This window comes from Rhodococcus sp. OK611, assembly GCF_003050885.1.
Taxonomy (GTDB): Bacteria; Actinomycetota; Actinomycetes; order Mycobacteriales; family Mycobacteriaceae; genus Rhodococcus_G; species Rhodococcus_G oryzae.
Genome location: NZ_QAOZ01000002.1, coordinates 374743 through 386132, shown reverse-complemented (window position 1 = coordinate 386132; position 11390 = coordinate 374743). Strand labels below are relative to the sequence as shown.

11 protein-coding genes are annotated in these 11390 nt (G+C 70.0%); 2 read left to right on the top strand and 9 right to left on the bottom strand.

Annotated elements, in window-relative coordinates; all coding sequences use genetic code 11:
- Positions 1-83: 83 nt before the first annotated feature.
- The 7 genes from C8K38_RS03745 to hemL are packed head-to-tail and all read right to left on the bottom strand — an operon-like array spanning position 84 to position 7387.
- Positions 84-1208, bottom strand: coding sequence for a MinD/ParA family ATP-binding protein (locus C8K38_RS03745; RefSeq protein ID WP_373560226.1), 1125 nt, complete (start codon positions 1206-1208; stop codon positions 84-86).
- A 33-nt stretch (positions 1209-1241) separates the two neighbouring features.
- Positions 1242-2225 (bottom strand): c-type cytochrome biogenesis protein CcsB, encoded by a 984-nt coding sequence (ccsB, locus tag C8K38_RS03740; RefSeq protein ID WP_097210294.1) that lies wholly within the window; start codon positions 2223-2225, stop codon positions 1242-1244.
- A gap of 16 nt (positions 2226-2241) precedes the next feature.
- Entirely contained in the window at positions 2242-3927 is a 1686-nt protein-coding gene (gene resB / locus C8K38_RS03735; RefSeq protein ID WP_097210293.1) for a cytochrome c biogenesis protein ResB, read from the bottom strand.
- On the bottom strand, positions 3924-4757 hold the full coding sequence (locus C8K38_RS03730) for a cytochrome c biogenesis CcdA family protein (protein WP_097210365.1): 834 nt from the start codon (positions 4755-4757) through the stop codon (positions 3924-3926). The genes resB and C8K38_RS03730 overlap by 4 nt, the downstream gene beginning before the upstream one ends.
- A 5-nt stretch (positions 4758-4762) precedes the next feature.
- Positions 4763-5356, bottom strand: coding sequence for a TlpA disulfide reductase family protein (locus C8K38_RS03725; RefSeq protein WP_097210292.1), 594 nt, complete (start codon positions 5354-5356; stop codon positions 4763-4765).
- Positions 5353-6021, bottom strand: coding sequence for a histidine phosphatase family protein (locus tag C8K38_RS03720; protein ID WP_179800445.1), 669 nt, complete (start codon positions 6019-6021; stop codon positions 5353-5355). Before C8K38_RS03720 ends, C8K38_RS03725 begins: the two co-directional genes overlap by 4 nt.
- Before the next feature lie 34 nt (positions 6022-6055).
- The gene (hemL, locus tag C8K38_RS03715; RefSeq protein ID WP_257017047.1) at positions 6056-7387 is read right to left on the bottom strand and encodes a glutamate-1-semialdehyde 2,1-aminomutase; all 1332 of its coding nucleotides are present in this window, start codon (positions 7385-7387) and stop codon (positions 6056-6058) included.
- A gap of 140 nt (positions 7388-7527) precedes the next feature.
- On the opposite strand from hemL, the gene C8K38_RS03710 reads away from it, so the two are divergent.
- Positions 7528-9066 carry an ATP-binding protein gene (locus C8K38_RS03710; protein ID WP_245221152.1) on the top strand — a complete coding sequence of 513 codons (1539 nt, stop codon included), beginning with the start codon at positions 7528-7530 and terminating at the stop codon, positions 9064-9066.
- A gap of 9 nt (positions 9067-9075) precedes the next feature.
- Here the strand turns inward: C8K38_RS03710 and C8K38_RS03705 are convergent, their stop codons facing one another.
- On the bottom strand, positions 9076-9435 hold the full coding sequence (locus C8K38_RS03705; protein ID WP_097210290.1) for a hypothetical protein: 360 nt from the start codon (positions 9433-9435) through the stop codon (positions 9076-9078).
- A 73-nt stretch (positions 9436-9508) separates the two neighbouring features.
- Positions 9509-10717: a 4-hydroxyphenylpyruvate dioxygenase gene (hppD, locus tag C8K38_RS03700; protein WP_097210289.1), complete on the bottom strand. Its 1209-nt coding sequence runs from the start codon at positions 10715-10717 to the stop codon at positions 9509-9511.
- Between the two features lie 119 nt (positions 10718-10836).
- On the opposite strand from hppD, the gene C8K38_RS03695 reads away from it, so the two are divergent.
- A complete protein-coding gene (locus C8K38_RS03695) occupies positions 10837-11304 on the top strand; it encodes an Lrp/AsnC family transcriptional regulator (protein WP_179800444.1) in 468 nt (155 codons plus the stop codon).
- Positions 11305-11390: the final 86 nt, after the last annotated feature.

The window sequence follows — 11390 nt, the reverse complement described above, 5'->3', positions numbered from 1 at the left end:
GTGACGTTGCGCGAACGCTGAGGCTGACCTTCAGGGTCGGGTCACGCGATGCTCACGGCCCGATCACGAGCAAATCGCTTGCGTCAGAGCCGATCTTGCATCGCAAAACTCGACGTCGGGAAGTCCGCGGCGACCGCCGCGGCCAGCTCGAGCAGGGCGTTCCTGGTCTGCGGGCGGAGCCGGTCGAGGTCGATCTCGGCGCCCTCCTCCAGGTGCGGGTCGAACGGGATCAGGCGAACCGCCCGGCAGCGCTGCTCGAAGTGCTCGACGACCTTCGCGAGGTCCACCTTGCCCGACCGCGGGCGCACGGCATTGACCACCGCCACCGACTTGCTCACCAGGTCCGCGTAGCCGTGCGCGTCGAGCCAGTCCAGCGTCGCCGACGCGCTACGGGCGCCGTCGACGGACCCCGAGCTCACCACGACCAGCGAGTCGGCCTCCTCGAGGATGGTCTGCATCGCCGAGTGCATGAGTCCGGTGCCGCAATCGGTCAGCACGATCGAGTAGAACTTCTCGAGCATGTCGATGGTCGTCGAGTAGTCCTCGGCACTGAAGGCCTCGGAGACGGCCGGGTCGCTGTCCGAGGCGAGCACCTCGAGGCGATGCGCGCTCTGCGAGGTGTACCCGCGCACGTCGCTGTACTTCTCGATGCTGTCGGCGTCGCGCAGCAGGTTACGCACGGTCGCGGGCGTCTCGAGCGGGATCTTCTGGCTCAGGGTGCCGCGGTCCGGGTTCGCGTCGACCGCGATCACCCGGTCGCCGCGCAGCGAGGAGAAGGTGGACCCGAGCGTCGCGGTCGTCGTGGTCTTGCCGACGCCGCCCTTGAGGCTGAGCAGCGCGATCTTGTAGCAGCCCTGCAGCGGCTGGTTGACCTGTTTGGTCAGCTCCAGGCGGCGCTGTTCCTTGGCGCTGTTGCCGACGTTGATGTACCGGCCCGACAGTTGGTAGAGCGCCTTGCGCCACCCCGCGGTCGGGGCCGGCTTGACCTGCTTGAGCAGCAGCGACGTCGACAGGTCGCGGGCCGAGACGACGTGGTGTCGCTCGGGTGCTTGCTGGGCGGCCGCGGGTCCGGCCTGCGCGGACGGCTGTGCCGCCTCCGGACTCACGGACTCCCACGAACCGACGTTGTTCTGCGCCACGGCGGCACTCCCCCTGTTGCTGACACTTCCCCCAGGACTCGCCCCAGCGCCGAGTCCGCGCTGGACAATAGCAGGCCGCGCGGTCTGGTTCCTATCGGAGAATCAGTTGAGACCGGCGTAGGAGTGCAGGCCGGAGACCACCATGTTGATGATGAACAGATTGAACAGCATCGCGACGAACCCGGCGATGTTGATCCACGCGGCCCTGGTGTCGCGCCAGCCGGAGGTCGCCCTCGCGTGCAGGTAGGCGGCGTAGATCACCCAGGCGATGAAGGACACGGTCTCCTTGGGGTCCCAGCCCCAGAACCGGCCCCAGGCCGCTTCGGCCCAGATGGCGCCGAGGATCACGCCCGCACCGAACAGCGGGAAGGCGATGATGGTGGTCTTGTAGGCCAGCCGGTCGAGGGTCTGCGCGTCGGGCAGCCGCTCCGCGACCTTGCCCCAGAAGCCGTCGCCCTCCTCGCCCTTCGGCTGCCGCATCCGGAGCAGGAACATCAGGCTGGCGACGCCGGAGACCAGGAAGATGCCGCTGCCGGTGGCCACGATGGTGACGTGGATGGGCAGCCAGTACGAGCGCAGCGCGGGCACGACCGGGGCGGCGTCGGCGTAGAGCACGGTGGCCGCGAGGAACATCAGCGGGATCACCACGACGAGCACGAACACCCACAGCGAGCGGTAGGTCTGCTTGCGCAACAGCACCAACCCGATCAGCATCGCGGCCGCGGTCGCCATCGTGACGAACTCGTACATGTTGCCGAGCGGGAACCGTTCGGTGGCGAAGCCGCGGAGCACGATCGAGCCGATGTGCAGCGCGACGCCGACCACCAGCAGCGAAAGTGCCATGTTGCCGAGCCGCTCGGACCACGGCTTACGTGGCGCCTCGACCACCTTGCCGGGCACGGACGGCGCCGCGGGAGCGGTGACGCCACCCGCGGCCACCAGCTCGCGCGCCTCGCGAGCCTGGACCTCGTTCGCCCGCGCTGTCGCGTACTGGGCGATCAGCAGCACGAAGGCCAGGACGTAGATCGCGAACGCAGACTCGAACGCCCAGTCGCTGTACTGGGCAATGGTCTCGTTGATCGGCATGGTTTTCTCCTGCGCCTCAGGCGCGGTTCTCCGAGGTGATCTTCGTGTTCAGGTCCGCGAGCAGACGGCTGCTCAACCGGTCGAACTCGTCGCCCCAACCGGCCTGGTCGGTGCGGGCGAGCCCGCCCAGCTCTACTACGGTACGTCGTCGATGCGGATCCAATGTATCCGACACCGTGTCGGCATCCGGATCGGCGGGGTACACACGCACCCAGATCCGGCGCCGCTTGATCAGCAGCGACACCAACAGGCCCGCCATCATCGAGATCGCGAACACCAGCACCCACTGCTGCGCGGGGTCGTGCGAGACCTGGAGGTTGACGAATTCCTTGGCCCCGTCGAACTGCACCTTGGTGCCGTCCGCCAGGGTCGCGCTCTCGCCCGGCCGCAGGTTGACGCGGTCCTGCTTGGCCATCCGGCCCTGGTTGACGAGCTCCTTGCTGAGTGAGAACAGCGACTGGGGGTTGCCGGTGTCGAGCCCGGTGTCGCCCTTGTAGATGTCGATCGCGACGGCCGGGTCGGTCATCGCCGGGTAGCTCGAGGCCAGCAGGTTGCCGTGGAACAGCGCGGTCGGCGCGAACAGCCCCTCGATGCCGATCTGGTTCTTGCGACGCTCGGTGGAATCGGGGTACATCCCGCCAGGCGGGTCGAACCGCATCGCCCCACTCGAGAGGAAGGTGGTCGCGTCGTCGGGACGCCACTGCAGCGTCTCGGTGCGCGTCTCCCCGTTCGGGAAGGTCACGGTGAACGTCGGCGCGTAGCCGTGGCCCTGCAGGTACACCCGGTCGCCCGCGACCCGCAGGGGGTGGTTCACCTGCAGCCGCTCCTCGCGCCAGGTGTTGTTCGCCAGGTCGTCGCCTGCCTGGTACTCGATGTTGGAGGTGAACATCTCGGCCTGGCCGTTGTCCAGGTAGTCGGCCTTGAAGTCCTTGACCTTCACGCACAACGGCGTCAGACCGGTGCCGTCCTCGGAATAGCCGGCCCGGAACCCATCGAACGCGGCTGGCGAGGTGGTGCAGAAGCCCGGGCCGCCGTCGGCGATCACCACGACGTTGCCCTCGTAGCTCATCAGCTTGCCGATGGCTATCGCGGCGAGCAGGCCGACCAGCGAAAGGTGGAAGAGCAGGTTGCCCGCCTCGCGCAGGTAGCCCTTCTCCGCCGACACCGTGACCTCGCCCGGCTTGCCCGCCCGCAGCTCGTCGCCAGTGCGGGTGACCGTGCGCCAGCCGCGCAGCTGCCCGCGGACCAGGGCCGCGACGGCCTCCGGCTCGTCGGCGACGGTGACCTCGGTGTGGTGCGGGAGCCGGGCCAGGTTGCGCGGCGCCGCGACCGGCTTGGTGCGCAGCGCCTTGTAGTGCTCCCAGCAACGGGGCGTGATGCAGCCGACCAGCGAGATGAACAGCAACGCGTACACGGCGGTGAACCAGAAGCTGCCGAACACGTCGAACAGTTCCAGCTTGTCCATCAGCGGACCGAGGGTGGGCCGGTTCGCGATGTACTCGTCGACCTTGCCCGCGTTCAGGCTGCGCTGCGGCAGCAGCGCGCCGGGGATGGCCGCGAATGCCAGCAGGAACAGCAGCACCAGCGCGGTCCGCATGGAGGTGAGGCCGCGCCAGGTGTTGCGCACCAGCGCGACACCTCGTCCGGCGAGGGACTGGCGCCGCGGCGGCGTCGAGGCCGGCCTGTCTTCTGTCACCGTCATATCGGCAACGTCACCTCCGAGATGAACGCGTCACGAACCCAACCAACGAAGACGTCCCAGGCGCCGGTGACCAGGGCGATGCCCACCGCCACCAGCATCAGGCCGCCGAAAATCTGAATGGCGCGCGCATTGCGGCGCAGCCAGCCGACCCCACGCAGCGCGCTCACCGAGCCGAACGCCAGGATCACGAACGGCAGCCCGAGGCCGATGCAATACGCCACGATCAGGGCCACGCCCCTCGCGGCGGTCGCACCCTCGGTGCCCGCCGCCACGGACAGCACCCCGGCGAGGGTCGGTCCGAGGCACGGCGTCCACCCGAGCCCGAACACCGCCCCGAGCAGCGGCGCGCCGATCAGCCCGGACACCCGACGCGGCTCGAAGCGCACGTCCCGCTGCAGCGCGGGCACCAGCCCGATGAACACCAGGCCCATCGCGATGGTGATCACGCCGCCGACCCGCTGCAGCACCTCCCGGTTGACGGTGAGGGCGGAGATCAGGCCGAACACCGAGGCGGTCGCCAGCACGAAGACCACGGTGAACCCGAGCACGAACAGCCCGGCGGCGCCTGCGACCCGCAGGCGCGCGGCGGACCGGGTGTCGGCCTCGGTCTTGAGGGCACCCGCCTCGGCCGCGGTCACCGCGGGTGCGTCCGCGCCGACGATTCCGGCGAGGTAGGACAGGTAACCAGGCACCAGCGGCACCACACACGGCGAGGCGAAGGACACCAGTCCCGCGAGCATGCAGGCGCCGAAGGCGAGCAGCAGCGGCCCGGAGGCCGCGGTGTTGCCGAAGGTCTCACCGATCCCGGCGGCCAGGACGGCGTCGTTCATGGTGCTCACTGTTCCCGCGCAACCCTCTCCACCACCGGCTGGAGATCCTCCGCCAGCAACGCCTTGAGGTACACCGCGGCGACCCGGTGCTCCTTGTCGAGCACCAGGGTGGACGGGATGACGCTCGTCGGGAACTTGCCGCCGAGCGCGGTCAGCGTGCGCATCGACGGGTCGTAGACCGACGGATAGCCGACGTTGTTGTCGGTGACGAAGTCCTTGGCCTTGTCCTGCTGCAGATCCCGGACGTTGATGCCGAGGAAGGCGACGCCGAGATCCTTGGTGTTCTCGTAGACCTTCTCGAGGTCGTCGGCCTCACCGCGGCACGGTCCGCACCACTGGCCCCAGAGGTTGATGACCACCGGCTGACCCTCGAAATCGGACAGCGACGTGGTCTTGCCCTCGACCATGAGGTCGGGCCCGGAGATGTTGCCGATGGTCCCGCGTTCGCTGGGCGGGTCGTAGAAGATCTCCGTCTGCCCGCCGGGCGAGACGAAGTCGAACGTGCCGCCCTGCGCGACGGCGTCGGTGCCGGTGCCGCAGCCGGCGGTGACGGCGGCGACCGCCAGCACCGCGGCTGCCACCCGGGCGACCCGCCTCATGCCCCGGTCACCCTCGGATCGGATGCGCCCGCGGGCTCCGAGTAGACGATGTCGACCAGGGTGTCGCCCTCGTAGACCAGCGAGGTCAGCGAGGCCAGTCCGCACTGGCGGTGCCGCGGGTCGTGCCAGAGCCGCTCGCCCTGCAGGAAGCGGCGCAGCGTCCACACCGGCAGCTGGTGGCTGACGCACACGGCCTCGTGCCCGACGGCGGCGACGCGCGCGGTGTTGACGGCGGCGAGCATGCGGTGCGCGATCTGCAGGTACGGCTCGCCCCAGGACGGGGTGAACGGGTCGCGCAGCTTCCACCAGTGCCGCGGCCTGCGCAGGGCACCGTCGCCGACCGAGACCTTGAGCCCCTCGAACTCGTTGCCCGCCTCGATCAGGTTGTCGTCGGTGACGAGGGTCAGCCCGTGCTCGCCCGCGATCGGCGACGCGGTCTCCTGCGCGCGCTGCAGCGGCGAGGCGACGACGTGGGTGATGTCGTGGTCGGCGAGCACCGAGGCGACCGTGCGGGCTTGCGCCTGGCCGGTCACGGACAGCCGGTAGCCGGGCAGCCTGCCGTACAGGATGCCCTTCGGGTTGTGCACCTCGCCGTGACGAAGGACGTGCACGATGGTGCGCGACTCGGCGGGGTCGGGCGTCGGCGTCTGCTGCAGGGTGCTCACGTGGATTGGCTCCGTGATCTAGGGGTTGCTGGATCTAGGTGGTGGGTGCCTGCGCGGCCGCGGCCGCCTTGGCTGCGGCCGGCAACGCGGCGGCGATACGGTCGAACGCGGCGTCGTCGAGGGCCGCGGAGACGAACCAGGCCTCGTAGGCGCTCGGGGGTGCGTAGACGCCGCGGGAGAGCAGCGCATGGAAGAAGGCGGGGAAGCGCCAGGTGTCGCTCGCCTTCGCCTCCGCGTAGTTGGTGACAGGGCGGTCGGCGAAGAACACGCTCACCATGGTGCCTGCAAATTGCACCTGGTGCCGCACGCCTGCCTCGGTGAGGGCGTCGCCGAGCATCCGGCCGAGGGTCGCGGAGTTGCGTTCGAGGGCGTCGTACACGCTCTGATCTGCGGCGCGGAGGCTGGCGAGGCCCGCGGCGACGGCGACGGGGTTCCCGGACAGGGTACCCGCCTGGTACACCGGGCCGGCGGGTGCGAGGTGGCCCATCACGTCGGCGCGGCCGCCGAACGCCGCGGCGGGCAGTCCCCCGCTCATCACCTTGCCGAAGGTCATCAGGTCGCCCGCGACGCCGTCGATCCCGTACCAACCGGCCGAGCTGACGCGGAAGCCGGTCATCACCTCGTCCATGATCAGCAGCGCGTCGTGCGCGGTGCACAGCCGGCGCAGGCCCTCGTTGAACCCGGGCTTCGGCGCGACGGCGCCCATGTTGCCCGCCGCGGCCTCGGTGATGACGCACGCGATCTGCTGGGGGTTCGCGGCGAAGGCCTGCGCGACCGCGTCCAGGTCGTTGTAGGGCAGCACGATCGTGTCGGAGGCCTGCGCGCCGGTGACGCCGGGCGAGGTGGGCAGCCCGAGGGTGGCGACGCCGGAACCCGCGTCGGCGAGCAGGGCGTCCACGTGGCCGTGGTAGCAGCCGGAGAACTTGATGATCTTGGAGCGGCCGGTGAACCCGCGGGCCAGCCGGACTGCGCTCATGGTGGCCTCGGTGCCGGAGTTGACGAGACGGACCTGCTCGACGGGACCGACCCGGTCGACGATCGCCTCGGCGAGCTCGATCTCACCCTCGGTGGGGGCTCCGAACGAGAGCCCGGTGGTTGCGGCCTTCTGCACGGCCTCGACGACCGCCGGGTGCGCGTGCCCGAGGATCATCGGTCCCCACGAGCAGATGAGGTCGACGTAGTCGTTGCCGTCCACGTCGGTGAGCGTGCAGCCGGACGCCTTGGCGATGAAGCGGGGTGTGCCGCCCACCGATTGGAACGCCCGCACCGGGGAGTTGACGCCCCCGGGGATGACGGCGCCCGCCCGCTCGAAGAGCTGCGCTGAGGTGCTGGCGGGCTGAAAAGAGGCGCTGGTGGGAGCAGTCACGGCCTCCAGTGTCCCAGTTCGCGAGAATTTGCCAACGACAGGGTGTAGGAGAGGAGCCTGCGGAGCGACCGAGGTCACAGCGGAGGGGACCGACATCACAGCGCAGCGGGCCCCTAAGCCGTGATGTCAGGATGTTCGGCATGGAACCCATGCTGGACGCACTGCAGGCGCACCGACACGAGCTCTACGAACACTTCCAGGCCGCCCGGGTCGCCGTGTCCTCGGACGGCAGGGAGGTCTCCTTCATGGCCCCCGTCGAGACCGGCGTCGAGGTCGGCGGGTTCGCGGTGATCGAGTTCGAGGGCGCGCGCCGGGTCGCGGTCCAGGTGCGCGAGGTCCGCATGGTCGAGCGGGAGGGTCCGCAGCTCGACTTCGCGGTGCGCGACCAGATGGCCAAGCTCGGCGTCGTCGCGGCCAGTGCCCGCCCGATGATGCGCTCGCTCAGCGGCAACGCGACCACGCTCGGCGAGTTCGACGGTGACTTCTTCCTCGAGCGGCATGCGGTCGAGCCGTTCGGCGAGCGCCCGATCCGGCCCGCGACAGAGGACGAGGTCGGCCTGATCGCCGGCGGCCTGACCGGGACCGCCGCCGCCATCGAGATCGGGGTGCTGCGGCAGGCGTCGAGCGTCCCGGCCCGGCTGCGATCGACGGGGTTCGCACGTCACACCTTCATGTGCGGGCAGTCCGGCTCCGGCAAGACCTACACCACCGGGGGCCTGCTCGAACGACTGCTGGGCTCGACCGAGCTGCCGATCATGGTGCTCGACCCGAACTCCGATCACGTGTTCCTCGGGTCCTGTGACCCCGAGGACTGCTCGCCCGCCGCCGCCCGTCACCGTGAGGTCGCGGCCGGGGTGCACGTGGCGCGGGCCCGTGGCTACGGCGCCGCGCACACGCTGTGCCTGGACTTCAGCGACCTCGACCTCGACGTCCAGGCGCTGCTGCTTCGGATGGACCCGATCCGCGACCTCGACGATTTCCGTGCGCTGCGACAGGTCACCGAAACGTTGACGGCGCCGTACTCCGTCGATGACCTGGAGGCCGCTGCCGCCGCCCACCACGACACCGAGCGACTGGCCGCCCGGATCGGCAACCTCCGGATCGGCGAGTGGGACCTGTGGCGGCGCGGCGACGAGCGCTCCGCGATCGAGTACGACGTGAGCCTCGCACGCTGCATCGTCGTCGACATCGGGAGCCTCTCGCGGCCGGACGAGCGGACCGCGGTCGCGCTGGCGATCCTGGGCAGGCGGTGGGCGGGCCGCCGGGACCGCGAGCCGGTGCTGCTCGTCATCGACGAGGCGCACAACGTGCTGCCCGCCACCACCGAGGACCCGCTGCTGGCGGCGACCGCCGAACTCGGCGCGCTGATCGCAGGCGAGGGCCGCAAGTTCGGGCTGCACCTCTTCGTCGCCACCCAGCGGCCGGGCAAGGTGCACCCCAACGTGGTCTCGCAGTGCGACAACCTGGTGCTGATGCGGATGAACGGCGCCGCCGACATCGAGGACCTGAGCACCCTGTTCTCACACGTGCCCGCGCCGATGCTGCACCGCGCGACCGGATTCGGGCTCGGTCAGGCGCTGTTCGCCGGGCCGATCGCGCCGGTGCCGCTGCTCGCCCAGGTGGGTACCCGGGTCAGTCCCGAGGGCGGCGGCGACGTGCCGACGACCTGGGCGGGCTGAGGCCCCGCCTCAGAGGACCGGGCTGGGGCTGTCCACGATCAGGCCGTGGCAGACGCCGGTCGGCAGGCAGACCTCGTTGATCCGGACCATCCCGATCCGGGCGCCGTCGACGAGCCGGTAGAAGGAGAAGTTCCGGCCGTCGATGCTGTGCGCGCGGACGCCGGGCACCGAGGTGAAGTCCTTGTTGGTGTTCAGCACGTCGTCCTCGGTGAGCACCGGGTTGACCTGGTACTCGGTGTGACTGCCGTCGACGAGCAGGGTGTACGGGGCGGCAGACGCCGCGGGGGCTGCCGTGGCCGTCGCGGCCGTACCGGCGGCGATGGCGATTGCTCCGAGTGATCCGGCGACGATGCGGGTGACTGAGCTCATAAGTAGTCGATAGAACACGACTCGTGCACGGTTCGCCAGCGCAACGAGTACCGATCCGGTCACGGCAATGGCGTCAGAGGTTTCCGCGTGCCGCCTGCTCGCGCTCGATCGACTCGAACAGGGCCCGGAAGTTGCCCTTGCCGAAGCCGAGCGAGCCGTGCCGCTCGATCAGCTCGAAGAACACCGTCGGCCGGTCGCCGAGCGGCCTGGTGAAGATCTGCAGCAGGTAGCCGTCCTCGTCCCGGTCCACCAGCACCCCGCGGCGTTTGAGCTCGGCGACGGGCACCCGCACCCGACCGATCCGGGCCCGTAGCTCGGGGTCGTCGTAGTAGGCGTCGGGGGTGTCAAGGAACTCGACGCCCTCCGCGCGCAGCGCGTCGACGGTGCGCAGGATGTCGCTGGTGGCAAGCGCGAGGTGCTGGCAGCCGGGTTCTCCGTAGAACTCGAGGTACTCGTCGATCTGCGACTTCTTCTTTCCGGGCGCCGGCTCGTTGAGCGGGAACTTGACCCGGTGGTTGCCGTTCGCGACGACCTTGGACATCAGCGCCGAGTACTCGGTGGCGATGTCGCCCCCGACGAACTCGGCCATGTTGGTGAAGCCCATGACCCGGTTGTAGAAGCGCACCCAGTGATCCATCCGGCCCATCTCGACGTTGCCGACGGCGTGGTCGAGCGCCTGGACGAGGCGCTCGGGCGCACCGGGGCGGCGGACGAATCCCGAACTGCGCGGGGCGAATCCGGGCAGGTACACCCCGCCGTAGCGGCTGCGGTCGACGAGCGTGTGCCTGGTGCTGCCGTAGGTGGCGATGGCGGCGCGGCGCACCGTGCCGAAGTCGTCGGTGAGGTCGTGCGGTTCCTCGAGGACCGTGGCGCCCTGCGACCGCGCCCGCTCGATGCAGCGGTCCACGTCGAGCACCTCCAGCGCCAGGTCCACCACGCCGTCGCCGTTTCGGCGGTGCCGGTCGGCGAGCGGGCTGTCGGGGCTGACCGCCCCCTCGAGGACGAACCGGACGGAGCCGGACTCGAGCACGAACGACTTGTGGTCGCGCTGACCGGTTTCCGGCCCCGCGTACGCGACCAGGGTCATGCCCCAGGTGGAGACGAAGTAGTGGGCGCTCTGGGTGGCGTTGCCGCAGACGAACACCACCGCGTCGATCCCGACCACCGGGAAGGGGTCGGCCGCGTCGTCGTGTTCGACCAGCCCGACGAGCCGGTGCAGATCGTTCGCGCGCAGGTGCGCGGCGCGCTCGCGAGGGGTCAACCGAATGTCCGCGATCGTCATGAATTCACTGTGACCTCGGCCCCCAGGCTGCGCAACGATGAGGATTGACGCTGCTCAATATGTACAGAATGCTGGAGCGCGACGGTGAATTGTTGGACAAAGTGACCAGGAGCGCACCGATGAGCATCGATCGCCTCGACGCCGACCTGCTGGAGCTCCTGCACGCCGAGCCGCGCGTGGGGGTGCTGGAGGCGTCCCGCCGGCTGGGCGTCGCCCGTGGCACCGTGCAGGCCCGCCTGACCCGCCTCGAACGCGAGGGCGTGATCGAGAGCCTGGCCCCGACCCTCAATGCCGAGGCCCTTGGCTTTCCTGTCACCGCGTTCGCGACCCTGGAGATCGTCCAGGGCAGGGGGCACCGCGCGGTCGTCGAGCACCTCGCCGCGATTCCCGAGGTGCTCGAGGCGCACACCACCACCGGCGCGGGCGACGTGCTGATCCGGGTGGTGGCGCGGACGCATTCGGACCTGCAGCGCGTGATCAACCAGATCGTGGACGGGCTGAACGTGCTGCGGTCGTCCACGGTGATCGCCCTGGAGAACCAGATCCCGCTTCGCCACCTGCCCCTGGTGCGGGCCGCGGTGCACTAACCGTCGAGTGTGCAGTTGCGGTCGCCCGCACTCGGGCGATGCCCCGGCAACTGCACACTCGACGGACGCCCCGGCCGCCACCGCTC

What these genes read in the sequence shown, in the direction of transcription:
- C8K38_RS03710 (WP_245221152.1), top strand. Translation starts at nt 7,528, where the DNA reads ATGGAACCCATGCTGGACGCACTGCAGGCGCACCGACACGAGCTCTAC.
- C8K38_RS03705 (WP_097210290.1), bottom strand. Translation starts at nt 9,435, where the DNA reads ATGAGCTCAGTCACCCGCATCGTCGCCGGATCACTCGGAGCAATCGCC.
- resB (WP_097210293.1), bottom strand. Translation starts at nt 3,927, where the DNA reads ATGACGGTGACAGAAGACAGGCCGGCCTCGACGCCGCCGCGGCGCCAG.
- hppD (WP_097210289.1), bottom strand. Translation starts at nt 10,717, where the DNA reads ATGACGATCGCGGACATTCGGTTGACCCCTCGCGAGCGCGCCGCGCAC.
- C8K38_RS03695 (WP_179800444.1), top strand. Translation starts at nt 10,837, where the DNA reads ATGAGCATCGATCGCCTCGACGCCGACCTGCTGGAGCTCCTGCACGCC.
- C8K38_RS03725 (WP_097210292.1), bottom strand. Translation starts at nt 5,356, where the DNA reads ATGAGGCGGGTCGCCCGGGTGGCAGCCGCGGTGCTGGCGGTCGCCGCC.
- ccsB (WP_097210294.1), bottom strand. Translation starts at nt 2,225, where the DNA reads ATGCCGATCAACGAGACCATTGCCCAGTACAGCGACTGGGCGTTCGAG.
- C8K38_RS03730 (WP_097210365.1), bottom strand. Translation starts at nt 4,757, where the DNA reads ATGAACGACGCCGTCCTGGCCGCCGGGATCGGTGAGACCTTCGGCAAC.